24 protein-coding genes are annotated in these 23,185 nt (G+C 61.6%); 12 read left to right on the top strand and 12 right to left on the bottom strand.

Annotated elements, in window-relative coordinates; translation table 11 throughout:
* The first annotated feature begins 35 nt into the window (after positions 1 to 35).
* From SB753_RS15785 to SB753_RS15755, 7 genes are read left to right on the top strand one after another with little or no spacing between them, the layout of a single operon-like run.
* On the top strand, positions 36 to 1,127 hold the full coding sequence (locus SB753_RS15785) for an ABC transporter ATP-binding protein (protein WP_087753921.1): 1,092 nt from the start codon (positions 36 to 38) through the stop codon (positions 1,125 to 1,127).
* Positions 1,120 to 2,034 carry an ABC transporter permease gene (locus tag SB753_RS15780; RefSeq protein ID WP_410800644.1) on the top strand — a complete coding sequence of 305 codons (915 nt, stop codon included), beginning with the start codon at positions 1,120 to 1,122 and terminating at the stop codon, positions 2,032 to 2,034. Before SB753_RS15785 ends, SB753_RS15780 begins: the two co-directional genes overlap by 8 nt.
* Positions 2,035 to 2,061: 27 nt before the next feature.
* Complete coding sequence (locus tag SB753_RS15775) at positions 2,062 to 2,856, top strand: ABC transporter permease (protein ID WP_131318868.1); 795 nt, start codon at positions 2,062 to 2,064, stop codon at positions 2,854 to 2,856.
* 23 nt (positions 2,857 to 2,879) lie between these two features.
* Complete coding sequence (locus SB753_RS15770) at positions 2,880 to 3,248, top strand: (2Fe-2S)-binding protein (protein ID WP_087753993.1); 369 nt, start codon at positions 2,880 to 2,882, stop codon at positions 3,246 to 3,248.
* Positions 3,245 to 4,678 (top strand): FAD-dependent oxidoreductase, encoded by a 1,434-nt coding sequence (locus tag SB753_RS15765; protein WP_410800642.1) that lies wholly within the window; start codon positions 3,245 to 3,247, stop codon positions 4,676 to 4,678. The genes SB753_RS15770 and SB753_RS15765 overlap by 4 nt, the downstream gene beginning before the upstream one ends.
* A complete protein-coding gene (locus tag SB753_RS15760) occupies positions 4,671 to 5,798 on the top strand; it encodes an NAD(P)/FAD-dependent oxidoreductase (RefSeq protein ID WP_410800640.1) in 1,128 nt (375 codons plus the stop codon). The genes SB753_RS15765 and SB753_RS15760 overlap by 8 nt, the downstream gene beginning before the upstream one ends.
* 29 nt (positions 5,799 to 5,827) lie before the next feature.
* On the top strand, positions 5,828 to 6,874 hold the full coding sequence (locus SB753_RS15755) for an ABC transporter substrate-binding protein (RefSeq protein WP_020068155.1): 1,047 nt from the start codon (positions 5,828 to 5,830) through the stop codon (positions 6,872 to 6,874).
* Between the two features lie 76 nt (positions 6,875 to 6,950).
* On the opposite strand, the gene SB753_RS15750 is transcribed toward SB753_RS15755, so the two are convergent.
* The 12 genes from SB753_RS15750 to SB753_RS15695 form a co-directional block, all read right to left on the bottom strand.
* Complete coding sequence (locus SB753_RS15750) at positions 6,951 to 7,250, bottom strand: hypothetical protein (protein ID WP_020068154.1); 300 nt, start codon at positions 7,248 to 7,250, stop codon at positions 6,951 to 6,953.
* Between the two features lie 69 nt (positions 7,251 to 7,319).
* Positions 7,320 to 8,255, bottom strand: a complete 936-nt coding sequence (gene panE, locus SB753_RS15745; RefSeq protein WP_131318870.1) for a 2-dehydropantoate 2-reductase — start codon at positions 8,253 to 8,255, stop codon at positions 7,320 to 7,322.
* 129 nt (positions 8,256 to 8,384) lie between these two features.
* Positions 8,385 to 9,350, bottom strand: coding sequence for a nucleoside hydrolase (locus tag SB753_RS15740; RefSeq protein ID WP_410800638.1), 966 nt, complete (start codon positions 9,348 to 9,350; stop codon positions 8,385 to 8,387).
* 7 nt (positions 9,351 to 9,357) lie between these two features.
* Positions 9,358 to 9,747, bottom strand: coding sequence for a cytidine deaminase (locus SB753_RS15735; protein WP_087753929.1), 390 nt, complete (start codon positions 9,745 to 9,747; stop codon positions 9,358 to 9,360).
* Positions 9,748 to 9,763: 16 nt separating this feature from the next.
* A complete protein-coding gene (locus SB753_RS15730) occupies positions 9,764 to 11,041 on the bottom strand; it encodes a NupC/NupG family nucleoside CNT transporter (RefSeq protein WP_392394617.1) in 1,278 nt (425 codons plus the stop codon).
* A gap of 75 nt (positions 11,042 to 11,116) precedes the next feature.
* Complete coding sequence (locus SB753_RS15725; RefSeq protein WP_027777516.1) at positions 11,117 to 11,326, bottom strand: hypothetical protein; 210 nt, start codon at positions 11,324 to 11,326, stop codon at positions 11,117 to 11,119.
* Positions 11,323 to 11,601 (bottom strand): hypothetical protein, encoded by a 279-nt coding sequence (locus SB753_RS15720; RefSeq protein WP_410800635.1) that lies wholly within the window; start codon positions 11,599 to 11,601, stop codon positions 11,323 to 11,325. Before SB753_RS15720 ends, SB753_RS15725 begins: the two co-directional genes overlap by 4 nt.
* A 127-nt stretch (positions 11,602 to 11,728) precedes the next feature.
* Entirely contained in the window at positions 11,729 to 12,361 is a 633-nt protein-coding gene (locus tag SB753_RS15715; protein ID WP_020068147.1) for a response regulator transcription factor, read from the bottom strand.
* Positions 12,358 to 13,989, bottom strand: coding sequence for a response regulator (locus SB753_RS15710; RefSeq protein WP_410800633.1), 1,632 nt, complete (start codon positions 13,987 to 13,989; stop codon positions 12,358 to 12,360). Before SB753_RS15710 ends, SB753_RS15715 begins: the two co-directional genes overlap by 4 nt.
* Positions 13,986 to 16,145, bottom strand: a complete 2,160-nt coding sequence (locus SB753_RS15705; RefSeq protein ID WP_410800631.1) for an ATP-binding protein — start codon at positions 16,143 to 16,145, stop codon at positions 13,986 to 13,988. Before SB753_RS15705 ends, SB753_RS15710 begins: the two co-directional genes overlap by 4 nt.
* 193 nt (positions 16,146 to 16,338) lie before the next feature.
* Positions 16,339 to 16,659 carry a hypothetical protein gene (locus SB753_RS15700; protein WP_027777513.1) on the bottom strand — a complete coding sequence of 107 codons (321 nt, stop codon included), beginning with the start codon at positions 16,657 to 16,659 and terminating at the stop codon, positions 16,339 to 16,341.
* Positions 16,660 to 16,830: 171 nt separating this feature from the next.
* Positions 16,831 to 17,685 (bottom strand): hypothetical protein, encoded by an 855-nt coding sequence (locus SB753_RS15695; protein ID WP_408163564.1) that lies wholly within the window; start codon positions 17,683 to 17,685, stop codon positions 16,831 to 16,833.
* Here SB753_RS15695 and SB753_RS15690 point away from each other — a divergent pair.
* The 5 genes from SB753_RS15690 to SB753_RS15670 all read left to right on the top strand — a co-directional run bounded on the left by SB753_RS15690 (position 17,635) and on the right by SB753_RS15670 (position 23,178).
* A complete protein-coding gene (locus tag SB753_RS15690) occupies positions 17,635 to 17,781 on the top strand; it encodes a hypothetical protein (RefSeq protein ID WP_410801065.1) in 147 nt (48 codons plus the stop codon). The genes SB753_RS15695 and SB753_RS15690 overlap by 51 nt on opposite strands.
* Positions 17,782 to 18,051: 270 nt before the next feature.
* On the top strand, positions 18,052 to 19,398 hold the full coding sequence (locus SB753_RS15685; protein WP_410800630.1) for a class I SAM-dependent methyltransferase: 1,347 nt from the start codon (positions 18,052 to 18,054) through the stop codon (positions 19,396 to 19,398).
* Positions 19,399 to 19,650: 252 nt separating this feature from the next.
* Positions 19,651 to 20,817 (top strand): HPP family protein, encoded by a 1,167-nt coding sequence (locus SB753_RS15680; protein ID WP_410800628.1) that lies wholly within the window; start codon positions 19,651 to 19,653, stop codon positions 20,815 to 20,817.
* Between the two features lie 142 nt (positions 20,818 to 20,959).
* Positions 20,960 to 21,376 (top strand): MarR family winged helix-turn-helix transcriptional regulator, encoded by a 417-nt coding sequence (locus SB753_RS15675; protein ID WP_087753938.1) that lies wholly within the window; start codon positions 20,960 to 20,962, stop codon positions 21,374 to 21,376.
* A gap of 2 nt (positions 21,377 to 21,378) precedes the next feature.
* A complete protein-coding gene (locus SB753_RS15670) occupies positions 21,379 to 23,178 on the top strand; it encodes a chloride channel protein (RefSeq protein ID WP_410800626.1) in 1,800 nt (599 codons plus the stop codon).
* Positions 23,179 to 23,185: the final 7 nt, after the last annotated feature.

The following is a 23,185-nucleotide window of genomic DNA, read 5'->3' as shown; positions in this document are numbered from 1 at the left end:
GAGTCGGCGTCATCGAGGCATCTAAAGGCCACATCATGTCGTTCCTAACACTTACAGACGTCACGAAATCGTTCGGCGACCTTCAGGCCGTTGCGGACGTCAATCTGTCGGTGGAAAAAGGCGAGTTCGTTTCGCTGCTCGGCCCTTCGGGCTGCGGCAAGACGACGACGCTGCAGATGATCGCCGGCTTCCTCGAAACAACGCGTGGGCGCATCACGCTCGACGGTCGCGACATCACGCATATGAAGCCGAACAAACGCGGCCTCGGCGTGGTGTTCCAGAGCTACGCGCTGTTCCCGCACATGAGCGTGGCGGAGAACGTCGGCTTCGGACTCGAAATGCGCAATGTCGACAAGGCGGAGCGCAACGAACGCGTGCGCGAAGCGCTGTCGCTCGTGCGGCTCGATCAGCTCGCGCACCGCTTCCCGCGCGAGTTGTCGGGCGGACAGCGGCAACGCGTGGCGATTGCGCGCGCAATCGTGATCGCACCGCCCGTGCTGCTGCTCGATGAACCGATGTCGAATCTCGACGCCAAGCTGCGTGAAGACATGCAGTTCGAACTGCGCGGCATTCAACGCAAGATCGGCACGACGACAATCATGGTCACACACGACCAGTCAGAGGCGCTGTCGATCAGCGACCGCGTGGTGGTGATGGAAGCCGGCCGCATCACGCAGATCGACACGCCATACGAGGCGTACGAGCGCCCGGAGAATCGCTTCGTCTCGCAGTTCATCGGCAAGGCCAACATGCTGCCGGGCACGGTGATCGCGCGCGAGGGCGACGCGATCCGCATCGACCTCGGACATGATCTGTGCGAAACCGGCCGTACCGCGCAATTGCCGATGCGCGAGCGCGTGGTCGGCGTAGGCGACGCGGTCACGCTGTGCATTCGCCCGGAAAAACTCCGGCTCTGTCCGCCGGACGCGGGACGTGTGCCGGCCACGGTCACGAGCCGCTTTTTCCTCGGTAGTCAGTGGTTGTATCGTCTCGACAGCCGGCTCGGCGAAGTGCTGGTGTGCTGCCAGAACGAAGGCAATGAGCCGTTGCCCGAAGGCGCGGCAGTCGGCGTCGACTGGAACAGCGAAGCGATCCGCTTTATCCAGCGGGATGCGCATCATGGATAGCACGCTGCCCGCAACGGAGAATGGCAAGACCGCATCCGCAGGCGCGAAGCGTGCGCCGTGGCGCGCATTCTTGCCGCTGTGGCTCATGTGCCTGCCCGCGTTCCTGCTGTTCGTCGCGCTCGTGCTCGTGCCGCTTCTGATGACGCTCGTCTTGAGCTTCTATCGTTTCGATCCGGCAAGCGGCCCGCTCGCCGCGTTCCAGTTCGGCAATTACGCCGAAGTGCTGGGCTCATCGTATTTCCACACGATCTTTCTGCGCACGTTCGGCATTGCGTTTCTCGTCACGCTGCTGTGCGTCGTGATCGGCACGCCCGAGGCATATGTGCTGTCGCGCATGCGCGATCCGTATCGTTCGATGTTTCTGCTGGTGATTCTCGCGCCGCTGCTCGTCTCGGTCGTCGTGCGTGCGTTCGGCTGGAGCATGCTGCTCAACAGCAACGGTCTCGTGAATCAGGCGTTCGGCCTCTTCGGCCTCGGTCCTTACAAACTCGAGTACACCACCTTCGCGATCGTCATTGCACTGGTGCACGTCATGCTGCCCTTCATGGTGATTCCCGTGTGGACCGCGTTGCAGAAACTCGATCCGCAAACGGAGAACGCAGCGCTGTCGTTGATGGCGTCGCCCGCAACGACGCTGCGTCGCATCGTGTTGCCGCAACTCACGCCTGGCATTCTGTCGGGCAGCCTGATGGTGTTCGGTTTGTCGGCAAGCGCATTCGCGATTCCCGGACTGCTCGGCGGACGCCGGCTAAAGGTCGCCGCGACCGCCGTCTACGACGAATTCCTCGGCTCGCTGAACTGGCCGCTCGGCGCCACCATCGCGCTGCTGTTGCTGGTCGCGGATCTGATCGTGATGCTCACTTACTACCGGGTTCTGGAACGCAGATACACCAGAAGCCTGGGCTGACACAGCGGTTCATCGCGCGGAAACATCATGAGAAAGAACGGTCCCATTGCGTTGATTTTCCACACGCTCGTCATTGCGTTCGTGCTCGCGCCGCTTGTGATCGTCGTGCTGGTCGCCTTCACGCCCGACGAAACGCTCACGCTGCCCACGCACGGTGTCTCGCTGCGCTGGTTTCGCGCGATTCTCAACTACCCCGACTTCATTTCGGCGTTTTTCAACAGCCTGAAGCTCGCGTTTGCATCGGCGACGCTCTCGCTGATCGTCGCACTGCCCGCCGCGCTCGCCATTGGCCGCGCGCGCTTTCCGGGCCGTGCTTTTCTGAACGGCTTGCTGCTCTCGCCGCTGGTGATTCCCGGTCTTGTACTCGGCATCGCACTACTGCGGTTTTTCGCGCTGATCGGCGCGACTGGCTCGTTCGCGTGGTTGATCCTCGCGCACATGATCATCATTACGCCGTTCGTCATGCGGCTCGTGCTGGCCTCGGTAAGCGGCCTTGACCGCAGCGTGGAACACGCGGCGCATTCGCTCGGAGCCGATTCGTGGACCGCGTTTCGCCGCATCACGTTGCCGATGATTCTGCCCGGCATAACCGGTGGCTGGCTGCTGGCCTTTATCAACAGCTTCGACGAACTGACGATGTCGATCTTCGTAACGTCGCCGCAAACCGTCACGCTGCCCGTTCGCATGTATATGTACGCGACAGAATCCATCGATCCGATGATGGCATCCGTCTCCGCGCTCGTGATCTTCATTACGGCGGGCGCAATGCTGCTGCTTGATCGCGTGTATGGACTCAACCGCATTCTGATCGGCCAGCACTGATGTCTTCTTCTGTTCATGCGCTCATGCAGTCCAATTCTTCGCCGTCCGACGCCGCAGTGCCCACAGGCGAGGCTCAGTTCGTCCGCATCGCCGAAACGCGGCGCGAACCTCTGCACTTTTATCTCGACGGCCGGAAAGTGTCCGCTCTGCAGGGCGATACATTGCTGACCGCCGTGCTGATGCAACAGCGCCGCGTGCGAGACAGCGAATTCAGCGGAGCGCCGCGCGCCGGCTTCTGCCTGATCGGCGCGTGTCAGGACTGCTGGATGCGCACCGAAGACGGCAAGCGTCTGCGCGCTTGCTCGACGCTCGTCACCCCGGGACTGCGGGTGCTGACTCGTATCGAACCGGCAAGCGCCGCAGCGAAAAGCCACAGTGGAGACGCGCAATGAGCGACGATCGCCGCATTGTGATCGTCGGCGCCGGACCGGCCGGCGTGCGCGCTGCCGAAACGCTGGTTGCGGCAGGTATGCGTCCCACCGTGGTAGATGAAAATGCGCGCTGGGGTGGGCAGATCTACCGGCAGCCACCGGAACATGGCGGCTTCCAGCGCTCGAAGAAAACGCTCTACGGTTTCGAGGCGCGCAAAGCCGACGCGTTGCATACGACAATGCAAGCGCTCCTGCCTTACATCGACTATCGGCCCGACACACTCGCGTGGGCTTGCGAAAGCGGTCGACTCGACACACTTCAGGCAGGGCGCGAAATCAGTGTGCCGTTCTCGCATCTAATCATTGCGAGCGGCGCGACGGACCGCGTTTTGCCTGTGCCCGGCTGGACCCTGCCCGGCGTCTATACACTCGGCGCGGCACAGGTCGCTTTGAAGTCGCAAGGCTGCGCAATCGGCCGGCGCGTAGTGCTCACGGGCACAGGGCCATTGCTATATCTCGTCGCATATCAGTACGTCAAAGCGGGCGCGCAAGTCATAGCCGTGCTCGACACGAGCCCGCTCAGCCAACAGATTTCGGCCGCTTCCAGACTCGCCCGGCTTCCGGCGACATTCGCCAAGGGTTTGTATTACGTCGGCTGGCTCAACGCGCATCGCATACGTATCGAACGGGGCGTGAAGCTTGTTGGTATTCGCGGCACGCGCAATGTCGAGGCCATCGAATGGCGCTCTTTCGAAAATAGTTCGGTTACCGAATCAATTGCATGTGACGCGGTCGGCATCAGTTTCGGCTTGAAGCCCGAAACGCAGCTCGCGGATCTCGCCGGTTGCCGTTTCCGGTTCGACGCGCTCAACCGTTGCTGGCTGCCCGAACTCGACTCCGCCGGGCGCAGCTCCGTGAGCGGCCTGTATCTGGCCGGCGACGGCGCAGGCATCGCGGGCGCCGACGCTGCCGAACTCGCGGGACGCCGCGCCGCGCTGGCCTTGCTCGACGACCTCGGCATCGAACATCCACGCGGACCCGGCATGCTCGACGCCGCATCGATTGAACGCAAGCTGCAACATATCGCCGTTTTCCGCGCGGGCATTGAGACGGCATTCGAACCGCCCCCGAAATGCGCCGCGCAATGGCCCGACGACATGACCGTCTGTCGTTGCGAGGAAGTCGATGCGGGCACGTTACGGCGTTGCATCCGCGGTGGCGAAGCGAACGAGATCAACCGCCTGAAGGCGCTGACTCGCGTCGGCATGGGTCGTTGCCAGGGACGCATGTGCGGCGAAGCCGCGCTTCTAATGCTCGCCGAAGAAACCGGTCGCCCACTCGACGCAGTTGGCCGCCTGCGCAGCCAGCCGCCAGTCAAACCCATCCCGCTGTCGCCCGCGATGTATGCCGACGATGTCGCTGCTATCCCAGAGGAGGCCCGCGATGAGTGACGCACCGCACTACGACGTGGCGATCGCGGGCGGCGGTCTCGTCGGTTCGTCGGCGGCACTCGCGCTTGCCAGGCGCGGCTTGCGCGTGGGCCTCTTCGAGCGGCGCTTTTGCGGCGCGCAGGCGAGCGGTGTGAACTACGGCGGCGTACGCTGCCAGGGCCGCCCGGTCGAGCAGATGCCGCTCGCCATGCGCGCGCGTCGTATCTGGGACCGCTTGCCGGACCTGATCGGCATCGACGGCGAATTTACGGTGTCGGGACATTTACGCCTCGCTCGCAGCGAGAGCGACCTTGCCGCGCTTCAGCAATGGGCGGACATGGCGCGCGATTACGGACTCCATGCGCAGTTGTTGAGCGGCGCGCAGTTTCGCGAGCGCTATCCGTGGCTCGGCGCGGCGGCTGTCGGCGGATCGTTATGCGCGAGCGACGGACACGCGAATCCGCGCCTCGTGTCGCCCGCATTTGCACGCGCTGCGCGTGCCGCGGGCGCGGACGTGCGCGAGCAGACCGCATTGAGCGGCATTCATCACGACGGCAAGCGCTTCCATATGCGCGCGGGCGACACGCAGATCAGCGCGGACTGGCTGATCAATTCCGCCGGCGCGTGGGCGAATAAGGTGGCGGGCTACTTCGGCGAAAGCGCGCCGATGAAGCCGATCTATCCGAACATGTGGGTCACCGAGCCGCTGCCGCTTTTCATCACGCACAACCTGGGCGTGTATGGCGGCGGCATCTATGCGCGGCAAGTGGCGCGCGGCAATTGCGTGATCGGCGGCGGACGCGGGCATGGCGACGGCGAATACGGTCAACCGTCGACGGAAACCACGCGGGCCGTCATGCGCGACGCGTGCGCGCTGCTGCCCGCGTTGCGCGAGGCGCTACTGATTCGCACATGGAGCGGTGTGGAAGGCGAGACGCCCGACAGCAACCCGATCATCGGGCCGAGCCGCGCAGTGCCGCGTCTGTTGCATGCATTCGGCTTTTCGGGCGGGGGCTTTCTGCTCGCGCCCGGAGTTGGCGAGGTGCTCGCCGATCTCGTTATCGACGGCACCACGGCCACGCCTCTCGACGCTTTTTCGATTGGCCGCTTTGCACAGCTTGCTACTTCATCCGTCGCTTAGATCACGTTTGTGAAACTCAGGAGCCTTTAATGAAATTGTTCAGGACGATCGCGGCATTGGCCGCATTGTGCGCATTCGGCGCGGCAGCACCCGCATGGTCGCAAACGAAGACGATCTACATCGGCATGAATGGCGGCCCGATGGAAAAGGCGTACACGAGCCAGGTGCTGCCCGACTTCGAGAAAGCGAACAATGTGAAAGTAGTCGTGGTGCCGGGCACGTCGTCGGATATTCTCGCTAAGCTGCTCGCAAACAAGGCGAGTCCGCAGATTCACGTAGTGTTTCTCGACGACGGCGTGATGGCGCGCGCCGTCAGCATGGGCGTGTGCAAAAAGCTCGACGACTCGCCGGTGCTCAAAGAACTCTATCCGTTCGCGCGTATGAAGGACGACATGGGCGCGGGCGTGCAACTCGGCATGACCGGCATTGCGTACAACAAGAAGCTGTTCGCTGAAAAAGGCTGGGCTCCGCCTACGTCATGGATGGATTTCGCCGATCCGAAATACAAAGGCAAGGTGGTGTTCCAATCCGCCTCGAGCAGCACATTCGGCCTGCACGGTTTCCTCGCGATCAACCGTTTGATGGGCGGCACCGAGCAGAACGTCGAACCGGGCTTCACGAAATGGGCCAGCACGGTTGGCCCCAACGTCGTGGAGTACGTGCCGAACTCGGCGAAGATTTCGGAAATGGTGCAAACCGGCGAGGCCGGCCTCTTTCCGCTGACGCCGACCGCCGTCGGCGATCTGGCCGATAAGGGAATTCCGGTCGGCTATGTGAATCCGAAGGAAGGTCCCGTGCTGCTGCTCGTCGATCTGTGCGTGGTCAACAACAACCCCGATCCGCAACTTGCACAAAAGCTCGCGCAGTTCCTGCTGTCCGCGCCGGCGCAGACGAAAGCCGCTGAAGCCGGCCGCCAGATTCCGACCAACCGTCTCGCGAAAATGACGCCGCCGATGCAGCAAAGCCTCGGCAACGTGGAAGACCTCGTGCGCAAAGTCACGGTGGTGGACTGGGACACTATTAATGCGCACCGTGCGCAATGGGACACGCGCTGGAACCGGCAGATCGAACGCTAGGCTTCCCGCTTCGCCTGAATGAAACGCGCGCCACCGTGCTACGGGGCGCGCGTTTTTACGTCATGTGGGTGGCGGTTCAGAAGATCACCGAGATCGCCACCGCGAGCCAGATTGCCACGACGCCAGCAAGAAACAGATGACGCGCAATGCGTATCCTGACGTCGCTTGTCTCCGGCTCCACGGGGCTCGTGGCCATCCACGGTACAAGCCCGAGGCATCCAAAGCCGATCAGCGCGAGTACGAACACAATAATGTCGGCAACACGCCACCCGGTCGGCTCATACATTCCCCAGTAGCCGAGGAACGCGATACCGATCGAGAAAATCGTAGCCGACGCCGCGCTGAGCGCGGGCACTGATCCGATTGGAGCCGGCATGTTCGCCTCCGGTCATTGAGCGGTTACGGCAACCTCCGGTCACACGACTCGCGACTTGCGACCCAAGGCTTACGACGTGCGCGTTTGCCTCGCTTCATACGTCTTCAGATGGCTATACGCGATGCGCAACAACGTCAAAGCGTGGTCGCCGTTTTGCGCTTCGCCGCCGCGTGAGATCAGATCGCCCAGTATGTGATCCGCCTCAGTGTGCGAGTGATTTTCCACGTCGCGCAACATGGACGCCGTGAGCGGCGACGGTGTGAAGAGCGTTTGCGTTGCGCGCGCATCGAAGTCTGGCGCCATCGTAAAGCTGTTCTGTTCCGCAACCGCGCGACACTCGCCGAGCAGGCCTTCGATTACGCGCTTGCCGTCGGGCGCGGACAGTATGTCGCCAATCGAACCGCGCATCAGGCACGTGCTCGCCGCCAGCGTGGCGAGGAACACCCACTTTTCCCACATGCGCAACAGGATGTTCTCGCTGACGGTGACGTCGAAGTTCGCGCCGGCCATTGCATCGGCAATGGCTTGTACGCGTTCCGATACGCCGCCCGCCAGTTCCCCGAACGTAACCGCATGCATCTCGTTCAGGTGCACGATCTGCTGGTCCGCGTTGAGCGTGGCCGCGATCACGCATTGGCCGCCGAGCACTCGCGCTTCGCCGAATTTCTCCGTGAGCACGTCGATATGGCGCATGCCGTTGAGCATCGGCAAGATCAGCGTTGATTCGCCCACGAGCGGAGCAAATGAATCGATTGCATCGTCGAGACTGTAGGCCTTGCAGCTTAGCAGCACGAGATCGAACGGCTCGGCGTTCACGCCGGCCAGAATCGTTTTGACGTCGCGCTGAGTGAGATCGCCGCGCGGGCTCCTGATCACCAGTCCGTCGCGCTGAAGCTTGTCCGCCCGGCCCGCGCGCACGAGGAACGTGACGTCCTGCCCCGCCGCTGCGAGTCGTCCGCCGAAGTAGCCGCCTACCGCCCCCGCTCCCACCACTAGAATTCGCATCTCTGACCTCTCGAGTGAATGTCGTCGCTCGAAGCAATGTAGCAAAGATCGACGCAACGCATCGGACAAGCGTCCATGCTGGGCCTGACGTGAGCCGGCGTTCTTCGTCCGGTCAACGGCGCCGACCGTTTAACCCTTTGCGCACACGGTGCTCTCGTACAGCGCGAGCATGCCGGCCGCGTCAACGCCGACGCAAACCTGGCAATCCGGCCGCTCGTCCCAGTCCGGCGCGGGCACGGGCATAGTGGAAGGCTTCTGAATAGTCTGGCCGACCGCGATGCCGTCCGTCAGCACCCGCACAGGACCGCTGCGCGTGGTGTACAGATGCGGCGCGAGCACATACGCAACGGCCGACGAATCGTGCACGTAGATGCCCTGGAGCTGTGCGCTTTGCTGATGAAACGCCTCGTAGTGCCGCGACACGTCCCACACGAACTGGCCTGCCGCGCCGCCACGGTCGCGGATCGACGCCAGATACTCCTGGCTCATGACGGTGCGCTGCGTGACGTCGAGCCCGACAATCGCAACGGGCCACGCCGCGCCGAACACGATATCGGCGGCATCGGGGTCGCCGAGAATGTTGGCCTCGGCTGCGGGCGTGACGTTGCCGAGCACGCCGTCCGTGCCGAATGCGCCGCCCATGATCACGACCTGCTTGACGAGCGGCGCGATCTGCGGATCTTCCGCAAGCGCCAGCGCAAGATTGGTCAGCGGGCCGACTGCAAGCAGCGTGACTTCGCCAGGATGCGCACGCACCGTGTCGATGATGAATCGGTGCGCGGGCCGTGCATCGAGCGGCGCATGTTCGGTGGCGCCCAGCGCGATGTTCCCGAGTCCGTTGTCACCGTGAATCCACGCGAGCGGTTGCGGCGCGGCTCGCTTGAGCGGCGCGGCAGCGCCGCGTGCGACCGGCACGCCCGTCGCGAACCGGCCTGCAAGAAAGCGCGCGTTGTGCGTAGTGGTCTCGATCGTGGCGTTGCCGAATACGCTTGTTAGTCCGAGCAGTTCGATATCCGGATGCAGCGCCTGGAACACCAGCGCCATGGCATCATCGACGCCGGGGTCCGTGTCGTAGATCAGCTTGTGCGTGCTCATGGCGTGCTCATAGATAGAACGCGTCCGGCAGTTGTTCACGCGCGGTCGTGTCGCGCGTTGCGCCGTGGAGATTGCCGAGACGAATCGGCAACTCGGGACCACCCAGTTCGATGATCACCTGGCGGCACGCGCCGCACGGTGCAATCGGCCCCTCCGTATCGCCGATCACAGCGAGCGCTGCGAACTGGTCGCGCTGATAACCTGCCGCAATCGCGCTGAAAAACGCTGTACGTTCAGCGCAGTTGCACAACCCGTACGACGCATTCTCGACGTTGCAGCCGTCGAACACACGGCCGTCTTTCGTCAGCAACGCCGCGCCGACCTTGAATTTCGAATAGGGCGCATAGGCCTTTTCTCGCGCCACGCCTGCGCGTTCCAACAGCTGTTCCATGTTCATGCAAGACATCCTCGATTCAATTGAGCGTAATGAACATGCCCGCGATAGTCGCGCTCATCAGATTGGAAAGCGTTGCCGCGAGCACGACACGCAACCCGTATCGCGCGACTTCGGCGCGGCGTTCCGGCGCGACCGCGCTAAAGCCGCCCGTGAGCACCGCAATCGACGCAAAGTTCGCAAAGCCGCATAACGCGAACGACAGAATAGCAATGGTACGCGGATCGAGCGCATGCAAGCCCGCAGCAGTCACGCTCGCCGCATCTTTCAGGTACGGCGACAACGATGCATATGCAACGAACTCGTTGAGAATGATCTTCTGACCGAGGAAATTGCCGGCAATCGCCGCCTCGTTCCACGGGACGCCGATCAGCCATGCGAGCGGCGCGAACACCACGCCGAGGACCGATTGCATCGACAGTTGCGGGTGGCCGAACCAGGCGCCTATGCCGCCAACGAGGCCGTTGAGCAACGCGATCAGACCGACGAACGCAATCAGCATAGCGCCCACCATGACCGCGATTCTGAGGCCCACGGTCGCGCCCGAGCTAGCTGCCTCGATCACGTTCGCGGGACGCTTTTCGTCGAAATTGAGGTTGTCGAGATGAACGCGGCTCGGCTCGGTTGACGGATGAATGATCTTCGCGAACAACAGCCCGCCTGGCACCGCCATGAAAGACGCCGCGAGCAGATATTCGATCCGTACGCCAAGGCCCGCGTAACCCGCCAGCACCGAGCCGGCAACCGCGGCCATGCCGCTCGACATCACCGCGAACAGTTCGGCGCCTGTCATGTCGCGGGTGAACGGTTTGACGACCGCGGGCATTTCGCTTTGACCGAGAAAGATCGTGGTGACAGCGGAAAACGACTCAAGCTTCGACACGCCGAGCAACTTCTGAAACACCGTGCCAAGCACGATCACGATCCAGCGCATCACGCCCAGGTAGTAGAGCACGGAAATCAGCGCGGTCACGAAGATAATGGCCGGCAACACCCGCACGGCAAAGACGAAACCACCGTTGCCGAACACCTCGAACATTCTGGACTGCACGAGTCCGCCGAACAGGAACTCGATGCCGGCATTGCCGTAGCCAAGCACGTTATTTACGCCTGCGGCGGCCGCCGCGAGAATCGTCTTGCCAAGCGGCACGAAGAGAATAAATGCGCCGATGCAGACTTGCGCGAGCAATGCGCTACTTACAGTCCGTAAGCGAATGGCACGCCGATTCGTCGAAAAGATGAAAGCGATGAAGAGCAGTACGGCAATGCCGAGTACGTTCCGTGCGATGAGTGCCATGTCTCAAGTTCTTCATATGAAAGTGGCACTGATGCTAAACGAAACTGCTGCCGGAGAGAATGTTTAAAGCAGGATTTAATGCGATTTGGAAAAGAACACGCGAGCACCCTCCTCCGGTGTCAGGCCGAGATTGAAATAGCCTTCGAGCCGCTCGGCGTCCGCGTCGTTCAGCGTGAAGGGCGTGCGAATGAAGCCGGACACGACCGCATGGTCGTACCACACACTCATCCACATACGCAGCGCCAATACTTTCGGCGATCCCCAACCCCATTCATCGTGGGTCATGATCCTCCCTTCTTCGCGCGTATTGCCGCCTGGCCGGCGGTGGTGGCTACCCTCATGGCGGGCCGCTCGTCAGGCGGGAATACGTGCCACAAACCGTTGCCGTGACGGAAGAAAAAGAGCGTCAACGTGCCCGTCTCACGTTGTGCCTCGACACATATGCAGCGTCTGTTCCCTTGGCCGGCGGAGGGCTGCAACTGGATTCGAGCCGATGCCGCACCGCTCGTGTCCAGCCACTTCTCGACCAGTTCGCGCAACGATCGCTCTGACGCCGCCATAACTCCTCCGCTCATTCGCATGGTGCATCGTAGAACGACGGTGGCAACGCCTCCATCGGCGGCGGCGGAATGTCAGATCAGGAATGCCTGCTTCAGTACTCAGGTTTTCCTGACGCGTGTCCACTATCTATTCGGCGACCAGTCCGTGCCTTATTGCGTAGCGAATCAGGTCCGCGTTATTGGCAAGGCCGAGCTTCTGCATGAGTCGCATCTTGTGCGTGCTGATCGTTTTCGCGCTGAGCGCGAAAGCATCGGCAATTTCATTCAGGCTCTTGCCGAGCGCAAGCATTTGCAGAACCTGAAACTCGCGGTCGGAAAGAATTTCGTGCGGCGGCGCGTCGCCCGAGTACGTTTCGAAAACGATTCCCTCCACCAGTTTCGGGTCAATGAAGCGTCCGCCTTCGGCGAGCTTATGAATTGCAGCGAGCAGCACGTCGGGATTGCTGTCTTTCGTGACATAACCCGTTGCGCCCGCACGCAGCGCGCGAGAGACTACCTGTGCCTCGTTATGGATACTCAGCACGAGTACGGGCAGCGACGGACGTTCCGCACGCACGCGCCGGATCAGATCGACACCGCTGATGCCCGGCATCGTCATGTCGAGCAGCAGCAAATCCACCTGACAGGTGCGCAGTTTCTCGATTACTTCAGAACCTTGCGCCGCTTCGCCCGCCACCATAATGTCGGGCGTCGTTTCGATTATCTGCTTGAGACCTCCGCGCACGAGCGGATGGTCGTCGGCAATCAGAAGCCTGATCATGTCTGAACCCCGTCCTGAAGCGGTATATGTATCGAGACCGCAGTGCCCGTTCCCGGCGCACTGTCGATCAGCAGCGAGCCGCCTATCAGACGCGCCCGCTCGCTCATGCCGAGCAATCCGTACGAATAGTCGCGACGCACGGCATCCTGATCGAAACCGCAGCCGTCGTCGCTGACATGCAGGTCGAGTGCCGTCGACGTATTCGTCAACGTGACGTCCGCTCGCGTCGCGCATGCATGCCGTGCGACGTTCGTCAGCGAAGCCTGCACGATTCGAAACATTGCGGTTGCGTGTGCATCGGAGAGCACGGGCTCTCTGCCATTCAGACGAAACTGGCAGGCAAGTCCGCTGCGCCGCCCGAAATCGTCCACGAGCCATTCAAGCGCCGATACGATTCCGTAATTGAGCGCTGCCGGCCTCAAATGGCTCGCGACGTTGCGCACCATCCAGATGGTTCTTTCAACGAGCTCGCGCATGTCGTCGGTTCTTTTTGCCACTTCTAGATCGCCGGAGAGTCGCATTTTGAGCAGCGACACGTCCATCTTGAGCGCCGTTAGCAACTGGCCCAATTCATCGTGAATTTCCATCGCGATACGCTTTCTTTCCTCTTCGCGAATGGCTTCCATATACGCGGACAGTTCGCGCAACTGCTCGCGCGATTCCACCAGTTCCTGCTCGATCCGCTTGCGTTCCGTAATGTCGTTGAGGCCGACGAAAATCGCGGGCGCATCGTCGTAGGTCGCGACACGCGCAGTCGCGATGGCCCAGAACGTCGAGCCGTCCCCACGCTTTAACTGAACTTCGGTGTTGCGAAAGCTTCCTTCGTGACGCAGGTCTTCGACAAGCCGGTCGCGGTCTGCGATATCCGCATACAACTCGGCGATGTTGCCGATATGCGTGGTCACATAATCGATGCCGAAGAGTTCGCGCAATGGCTTGTTCGTGTACAGAACGTGCCCTTCGGGCATCGACGTAATGCAAAGCGGCACCGGACTCGTTTCGACGATCGTTCGAAAACGGAACTCGCTCGCGACGAGCCGCGCTTCTGCACGCCTGCGTTCCTCGATCTGCGACTGCAGCGTCGCATTTGCGCGCCCCAGTTCGTCCGTGCGCTGCGCGACGCTTGCTTCGAGGCCGTCGCGCACGCGCGACAACGCGGCCTCGGCTCGCTGACGCACGAGCACTTCGTCCTGCAATTGCCGGTTCTGCGCAATGAGTTTCTGATGCATGCCTCTGAGCGCAAGATGCGTGCTGATGCGCGCCATCATTTCGTCGACGTGGACGGGTTTCGTCAGGTAATCGACGCCGCCTGCCGAGAAACCTTCCACCATGTCCTCGCTACCCGTTAGCGACGTCATGAAGATCACGGCGATATTGCGCGTGCGCTCGTCCGACTTGAGACGCCGGCAGGTTTCGAAGCCGTTTATGCCTGGCATCCTCACGTCGAGAAGAATCAGGTCGGGCTGCGAGAATTGCGCGCGTTGGATGGCCTCCGGGCCGTCTAGCGCGACGAGCACCTTGAAGCCGCGCGCTACCAGACTCTCGACAACGATCGCCAGATTGGCCGGGTTGTCGTCCGCGATCAGGACCGTGGGCGAGTCGTCAGCGGGAAGCGCGGTGCCGTTCATCCGACCGCCCTGCGTTCGAGTTGCTCCTCGACGAGTTGGAGTAGCGCTTTCGATTGATAGCCTTTCGCGAGGCTTAGAATCCGCGCGGCGAATGCGCGGTAATGTGGATCATGCGTCGCGACCCGTTCGGCCCACAGCCTTATCTCCTGCATATCGCCGCGGCGCGCGAGCAGATGCAACTCTTCCAGTTCGTCTTCGGGTACCGCGACAGGATGCCCAGCAGGGGCATCCTGCACGCCAGTTGTAGCGCCCGCGGGCGCGTAGGTCCATTCAAGATCGAGCAGGCGCGCGACATGCGCGAGCAGTTTCCCGAAGTCGATCGGCTTGGGGAGAAACGCATTCGCGCCGGCTTCGAGGCTGCGCTGTTCGTCGGCGCCTGATGGACTCGCGGAGGTCGCGATTACCGGCACTTCCGAAAAACCCTGAATCTGCCGCAACCTGCGCGTGGCTTCCAGTCCATCCATATCGGTCATTACGATGTCTGTCACGATCAGCGCCGGTCGCTCGCTCAACGTTTTCGCGAGTCCCTGGCGGCCGCCTGTCGCTTCAACAATATCGAACCCGAGCCGGCCGAGAAATTCCACTAGCACCGCGCGGTTCATCGCGACGTCGTCGATCACCAGCACCTTGCGACGCGCTCCCTTGTAACCGGTCGTCATGCGAGTATCGGCAATAACCGGCGCGGCGGGGACCGCGCCCGAGGCCGCCGGCAGTTCGAACCAGAATACACTGCCGCGGCCAGGCTGGCTCTGCACGTGGATTTCGCTGCCCATTGCGTGCAGAAACTGCTGACTGATCGTCAGCCCAAGCCCTGTCCCACCCGCGCCGCGCTCCAGGTGCGCAATCTGTTCGAACGGCTCGAAAATGGTCTGAAGTTTGTCGGCGTCCATGCCGATGCCTGTATCGCGCACTTCGAAACATACGCTGGTCTTCGCAGTCATTTCGACCAGCAAGCTCACGCTGCCTTGATCCGTGAAGTTGAATGCGTTTGCGAGCAGGTTCAGCAGCACCTGACGCAAGCGCCGTTCGTCCGCGCGAACGGCGTCGGGCACATCGGGCCCCACCCGCCAGATGAACTCGACATGCTTCTGCGCATTTTTAACTTCGATGATTTCGCGAATCGCATCGAGCGTGCCGGCGAGCGGCACGTCGCCTATCTCGACGCGCAACCGGCCTGCCTCTATCCGCGCGAAATCGAGTGCATCCGCAATCAGTCCGAGCAGGTGTTCGCCGCTGCGTTGAATGACGCCGACGCCGTCGCGTTGTCTCTCGCTCAGGCTCGGGTCGCGCCGCAAGATCTGCGCGTAGCCGAGAATCGCGTTCAGCGGCGTGCGCAACTCGTGACTCATATTGGCCAGGAACTCGCCCTTCGCTCGATTCGCTGCTTCGGCAGCGCGGCGCGCCTCGCGTTCGGCACCGGCCTCCCGCTCGTCGAGATATGCGCGATGCAGCCGGGCGCCCATCGAATTGAACGCCGTCACCACGCGCTCCAGTTCATCGGGCTCGCGGGGTACACGCCGGTTTAGCTTCAGAGGTTCGGCTGGCTCGCGAAAGTCGTAGCCGTCGACAGTACGCGCAAGCACCGCAAGATGGCGCGTCACGAGCCGATTCAGAATAAAGACGATGAAAAGCGAAACGAGGAAAATGTTGGCGGCTTGAGTGATGAGAATCAGCAACGCCGTGTGCTTCAGATCGTCGTACAGATGGTTCAACGTAGCCTGCACGTATAGCGTGCCGATGCGCTGGTCGTTGCCGAGCACGTGATGCATGAGCGGGTACTCACGCGCTATCGACGGCCCGCTGGCTGGTCTGCCCGCGCTCACGAGCGTTGGCGCCGAACTGCCGCCCGACTGGCGCACTTCAGCCACACTGATATCTGCCAGACGCAGAATGCCGCCGAGTTCAAGCCGCAACTGCGCCTCGTCGAGCCGCCACAGCGCCTCGCCCAGACTGTCGCGGTAACTTTTGTCGATGTCCGAAAGGCGGTTTTCTATGAGCGCAATGCCCTGGCTGTAATCGCGATGAATCTGCAGCGCGGTGAGCAACAAGGTGAGCACGCAACTAAACAGGATCGCGATGGCAAGAAGCCGGAGCACGATACTGTGCCGTAACCGCCTGAGCGGATACCACCACTCCCCCATGGGGTTGACAGCCATATTGCCCCCGCAAGCATGGTGATGTCGTTACTCGTTCCGTGCTGGCGCAGCGCGCTGCTATGTCAGGCGCCCGCGCCGAAAAGCGGTTGTTCCTATCTTATGACGCCATGCGCGCGCATCGCAATGTACTCTGCTTCGTTGCCTGCTCCATTGCCCCATTGCTTGCCGCAGTTCGCGTCAATCTTCCATTGGCTCAGGATGACAGCCGGATTTCAATGACGCCTTGCGGCTCGTGAACCGCACGAAGCAGCAGAGCGTCGACGCATTCGGTCAGCTCTCGGAGCATTGCCGTTGCCTCGCCATCCAGTTCCATTGGATGGGACTTTCGTAGTTCCCGCAACGTTTCTCCGACTCGCCTGATCGCCTTGGGTCCGCTATCGACTAGCGGCCAGCAATGCATCAGATAACCCAACGGCGTGATGCTGCGTCGTTCGCACCAGATGTCGAAGAGACGGAAGCAGATCGAGTTGATATGCTCCACCTCGGTTTCACGCTGCGACGGATAGGAAATCATCTCTGTTACCCGGTTAGGCCATTTTGATTCATCCATCATAGAACGATACTCATCGCGCAACAGTCAGGCAGCGCGCATGATCCGTCAAGGGTATCCTGATTCGAGGGTAAGGAAATCCTGACCCCTGCTCACCGGTTTTCGCGAGCGACGCGGCGCGCCCTGCTCTCCCCGCTAGGGTGCACTTGCGCGCACGATGGCCGGCCACTGCGCCCAATACTCTTCCGGAATCTTTCGGTCAGCCGCGGACAGATAACGGTTGTCCAGTTCTATCACCTTCCTGTCGCGCAAATTGGCTTGCGCCAGCGCGCGCTGAATGTACGGGTGCGAATCGAAAAGCCGCATATATGAGCCGTCTTTGTAAGCCGCCATGAAGCCGCGCTCTATTGTCATAGCGAGCCTGGGATCACGGCGAGCCACATAAAAGAGAAAGTCCGACCGGTACTTAAGCAGCAAACGTTTTTCAACCGTCAGGTCGGGGTCCGCCTGCTTGCGCGTTTCGAGTTCGGGGAACGCTTCGATTACGCCTCGCGGGTAATAGTCTATTCGGCCCGCGCGCGTCATTGCGAATAACGTGTCCGTGCTGGACGTTTCCACTTTCAGACCGGCGTCGAGCAGAATGTCCGTGTCGACCCAGCCGAGCCCCTGGCCCGCCGTCAACCGGCGCAGATCTGCTACGTTGTCGACCTTGTCGAAGTCGGCCTGCCGGTCTTTCCTTATCACAAACACGCGATAGCCGATCAAGCCGCGATTCACCGGAATGTGGACCACGTTCAGCCCGGTTTCCGCGCGGCTATCCATGCTGGTCCATAGAAGATTAATGGAGTCGCCGTCGGCGAGTTCTGCCAGCGCGCGGCCGCGCTCCATGGCCACGTCGGCCTGACGAATCGTATAGGTGACTTTTGCCGATCTCATCGCGAGGTCCAGCACTGCAAGTGCAAATGCCGCATGAACCTCACCTCCGGTGCGGATTCGCGGATGAACGATCTCGAAGTCAGCGGACGACCCGGCATGCGGCCGGCCAAGCATGCCGGCCGTGCTCAATGCCGCGAGTACAAAGCTCCTGCGCTGCATGATGTTATGGACGTATGGTTCTATGGCGCTCCCGTCGGCACCATCATGTAAGCATCCTGTCACTGCGCTGAAAGCTTGGCAATTAGTAGAAGCAGACGGAACTTGCGCGGTGAGCCTCGCTGCAATGTCAATTCGCGGGCATTCGACTCTCATGGAAAACCCTCGGCGCAAGTCGGTATGCCGAGTCTGCAAACGATCCGGATAGCTAACTGTAAAGACCGGTTCATTGGCACGGCAACGCCAGAACCCGCCGACGGTCCTTTCTTGCGGCACGAATGATGCTTCGGAAGAACCATCAGGTTGTTGCAAGGAGCCAACGCCATGACGCTCTGGAGCCTCTTGCGTTCGCCAGGGGAACAGCAGATCGCCGGCATGCCGCTGCCCTGCTCTGTGGCCCTGCCCGACGGTCAGCGCATCGGCGCGCGCGAGCCGCGTCTGTCGTTCGAGATACGCGACACGAGGGCGCTACTGCATCTGACTCAGGGAGCGATCGGCCGGCTCGCGGAAGACTACGTGGAAGGCCGGCTGGAAATAGACGGCAGCATGCACGACCTCATGGCTGCGGCGCCGGCCTTGCTGCGCAGCGATCCCACACACGAAACACATGGATGGCTGCTGGACCACGTGAACCGTGCGCGCCGCGCGATCTGGGAGCGCACGCACCATAGCCGTGCCAAAGACGCCGCTCAGATCCAGCATCATTACGACGTCTCCGACGATTTTTACGCGCTGTGGCTCGACCCGCTACGCGTGTACTCATGCGCCTACTTTTCTTCGCCGGATATGTCTCTCGCCGACGCGCAGCAGGCCAAGCTCGACCACATCTGCAGGAAACTCATGTTGCGCTCCGGCGAGCGCTTTCTCGACGTCGGCGCGGGTTGGGGTGCGCTGTTGCTGTGGGCCGCCGAACACTACGGCGTTGCTGCAACCGGCATTACGCTTTCCAGGAACCAGCATGCGTACGTCAACCGGCTGATCGAGCAAAAGGGACTTCAGGGCCGCGTGACGATGCTGCTGCAGGACTACCGGGACGTCGATGAATCCGCGCCGTTCGACAAGGTCGCGTCGGTCGGCATGTGCGAGCACGTCGGCCGCCTGAACCTGCCGGCGTACTTTGCGAAGATGCGACGTCTGCTCAGACCGGGCGGTCTCATGATGAATCACAGCATTACCGCAGGCGGCGCCGACAACGCGGAAGTCGGCGGCGGTATGGGCGACTTCATCGACAGATACATTTTTCCGGGCGGCCAACTGGTACACGTAAGCGTAATGATGAATGCGATGACGCGCGGCAATCTCGAGCCGGTAGACGCAGAATGCCTGCGTCCGCATTACGCAAAAACGCTATGGCATTGGGCGGATGCACTGGAAGCACATCTCGATCAAGCACGCGAAGTACTCGGCAAGGACGCGGAGAAAATTATCCGCGCGTACCGGCTGTATCTGGCCGGATCGGCAATGGGATTCGAGCGCGGATGGACGTCGCTGTTCCAGATCCTCGCGTCGCGCCCCGCAGAGTCAGCAAAAGCCGATGATGGTCACGCGGGCCGCATGCCATGGGCTCACAGCGACTATCCGTTCAATCGGACATACATGTATGCGCGCGACCCTGCTATCGATCGGGTCAACGAGGTCGAACGCGCGAACGGTGGTCACGAAATTCGTTGAGCCGCTGGTTTCTGTCGCCGGAAATCAGATCCGCATTCAGTTCTTTGACGAAGTGCGGAATCCGATCAAGCTGATCGCCAATCGCAAAGTGCCCTGTTGCTAAATGCCCTTCGCCGCCAAGGTCACCGCTAAGCGCCGCCGGCGTTTTATATCATATTGGCATATAATTATGACCACACGGTATTCGCGTTGGCGCAGCTTTCGCGGGTATCTTCGCAGCCCAGTACAATCGACTAACTCCTCGTTCGCATCTTGTCCCGCTCCTTCGTCCTGCGCTGGCTGTCCAGCTTTGTTCCCGTTCCGGTCACCGTCAAATGGCAGGAGCGCGCGCGCTCATGTCTGGGTGCGCTGCTCGGTATCGCGTTCACCGGCGGCTCGATGTATCTGCTGTTGGGACCGGGCGCGAACATTCCTCTGCTGGTTGCGCCGATGGGCGCCTCCGCCGTACTACTGTTTGCTGTGCCCGCGAGTCCGCTTGCGCAGCCGTGGTCGATCATCGGCGGTAATCTCGTTTCTGCGACGATCGGCGTGACGTGCGCGAATGTGATCGGCGATCCCACACTGGCGGCCGCGCTGGCCGTCGCGCTTGCCATTGGCGGTATGTTCGCGCTTCGCTGCGTGCACCCGCCGTCGGGTGCCGTCGCGTTGACCGCCGTGCTCGGGGGCCCGGCCATTCATGCGCTCGGTTACCGGTTCGTGCTCGAACCGATCGCAATACAGTCGGTCGCGCTGCTCGCCGCTGCGATCGCCTATCACGCCGCCACCGGCCACCGTTATCCTCATTCGGCACGCGCGTCGCGCGGCGCGGCGGGCAGTACCGCAGACGCCGACTCGCGCGCCGGCTTCACACGCGCCGACCTGGAAGCCGTACTCAAGCGCCGCAGCGAAATGCTCGACATCGACCCGGACGACCTGGAATCGCTGCTGCGCGAGACTCAGCTTCAGGCCTTCTCACGCAGTTTCAACGAACTGACCTGCGAGAACATCATGTCGCGTCATGTGGTGTCGGTGTCGGCGGGCACCCGCGCGGTCGCTGCATGGGCACTGTTGAAACGCAACAAGGTGAAAGCGCTTCCGGTGATCGACGCGGACCACGGTCTGATCGGCATCGTCACGCGTGCAGATCTCGTCGATAAAAGAATTTTTGGCCAGTTCGTGCCGTTCATTGCCTATATAGACGGCTGGCTGCGCGGCGATGCACTGCGTGCGCCAACCGTCGGCAGCGTGATGACCACCGACGTCTGCACCGTCAAGACCAATGCGCCGATTACCGACCTCGTGCCGATGTTTGCCAACTACGGTCACCACCATATTCCTGTGCTGGATACCGCTGGACACGTGGTCGGCATGATTACTCAAGTGGATCTCATCTCCGGGCTCTATCGGCAGACCGTGGTCAAGGCGCAGCAGGCCGCGTGATCGTACGCATTGCACTGCGCGCGGTTGCACGCCACGTCGCAGCGGGAAACGAGAAACGGACAACGTTTGACGCGAGAGTCACGCGCTCAGAATTACATCATTTCGTGATATAATTTTTGCTTATCTACACTGGCGGTGAGCAATGAAAGAACGGTCTTCAGGATTGCGTAAAGCCGACTTCGAGCAACTGTCGGAGTTTCGCTATCAGATGCGGCGCTTCGAACGGTTCTCGGAACAGGCCGCGCAAAGCGAAGGCATTACGCCGCTGCAGTATCTGTTGCTGCTGCATATCAAGGGATATCCGGAGCGCGACTGGGCAACTGTCGGCGAACTCGCGGAGCGGCTTCAGGCTCAGCATCATGGCGTCGTCGCGCTGGTGTCGCGCTGCGAAGCACTCAGTCTGGTGCGCCGTCAAACTAGCGAGACCGACCGCCGCCAGGTTGAAGTACACATTGAAAAAGCAGGCGAAAGAGTGCTTGCGAGACTTGCCGAGCTTCATCGCGCCGAGCTCAGATCGCTCAAGGGCGCCTTCCAGGTTCCTCAGATCGACCTCGACTAATCATGAACACCGACTCCCACAAGCGGGACTTCTCCGCCAACGCGCGACTGCCGGGCATTTTCGCGCTCGCCGCTTGCATCGGCGGAGTCAGCACGCTCGCAGCCTTCGTGTTGCTGAACCTGATTCATCTGTTCACGAACCTGTTTTTCTTCGGCACATTGTCGTTCGTCGAACGTTCGCCCGCCCATAACAACCTCGGTATGTGGGTCATTGGCGTGCCGATAATCGGCGGACTGATCGTCGGACTGATGGCGCGGTTCGGCTCGGAAAAGATTCGCGGGCATGGCATTCCCGAGGCGATCGAGGCGATCCTGTTCGGCAAAAGCCGGATGTCACCCAAGGTGGCCGTGCTCAAGCCGTTGTCGTCGGGCATCGTGATCGGCAGCGGCGGCCCGTTCGGCGCTGAGGGCCCCATCATCATGACGGGCGGCGCGCTCGGCTCGCTGATTGCGCAATGCTTCAAAGTCACTTCCGCGGAACGCAAGACGCTGCTCGTGGCAGGCGCAGCAGCAGGCATGACCGCCGTGTTCGGCACGCCCGTGGCGGCGGTGCTGCTAGCCGTCGAATTACTGCTCTTCGAATGGCGGCCCCGCAGTTTTCTGCCCGTGGCCGTGGCCTGCGCGGTGGCCGGTTTCGCTCGCGCGGCGTTCTTCGGCACAGGTCCGTTGTTTCCGCTCGAAACAGCCGCGCCAGATGGGTGGTCGCTATTTTCTTGCCTGATTGCAGGGCTTTTGTCCGGCGCGCTCGCGTCGGGACTTTCCGCCGCGCTTTACAAAACCGAAGACCTGTTCGGCAAGCTGCCAATCCACTGGATGTGGTGGCCCGCACTCGGTGGCGTCGTGGTGGGTATCGGCGGGTGGCTGGAGCCGCGAGCACTTGGCGTAGGTTATGACGTGATCGGCGACCTTCTGCATCAACACATTGCATTGCAGATCGCCATCGTGTTGCTCGCGGTGAAAGCCATCATGTGGGTCGTCGCGCTCGGATCGGGTACATCCGGTGGCGTGCTCGCCCCGCTGCTGATGCTCGGCGCGGGACTCGGCACCGTTCTCTCACACTGGCTGCCCGGCAATCAACCTGCACTATGGCCGCTCGTCTGTATGGCCGCAACGCTCGGTGCGACACTCGGTGCGCCGTTGACCGCCATCGTCTTCGCGTTCGGCGTCACGCACGACAGCAACGCGCTATTGCCCTTGCTCACTGCTACGCTAGTTGCTCACGGCTTTGCCACGGTCACCATGCGCCGCTCGATCATGACGGAAAAAATCGCGCGGCGCGGCTATCACATCTACCGCGAATACGGCGTGGACCCTCTTGAGCGCCATCATGTGGACGAGGTGATGACAACCTCCGTCGAGTCGATCGAAGCCGACATGACGGTCGGCGCGGCGCTCGACAGATTCTTCGGTGCAAAGCAGACGCGTCGTGCGTACCCGGTGGTGCGTGGCGCCGTGGTAATCGGCGTGGCCGATCGCGCGCTACTCGAACAGTTTCGCGACGAGGACCCGAACCTGCGGCCCGCCATGAGCGTCGCGGACGTCTTCGCTCAGCGTTCACTGGCGTTCGCGTTGCCCTCGGAAACCTGTCGTCTCGTAGCGACGAGACTGGCAGTGCACGACCTCGAACGATTGCCCGTTGTAGCCGATGCAAAGTCGATGCGTCTTGTCGGCATCGTCTCGCGCAGCGATCTCGTCAAGCCATCGCTCAGTCACTTTGAAGAAGAGCACAAGAAAGAGCGGTTCCGTCGTCTGACGCCGGCGCGCGGCAAACGGAGATTTGCGCCCATCGGCAAAGCGGGCTAATTGAAAT

The sequence above is a fragment of the Paraburkholderia sp. SIMBA_053 genome (assembly GCF_046534895.1).
Classification (GTDB): Bacteria; Pseudomonadota; Gammaproteobacteria; order Burkholderiales; family Burkholderiaceae; genus Paraburkholderia; species Paraburkholderia caledonica.
This window is presented reverse-complemented; position numbering and strand designations above follow the sequence as displayed.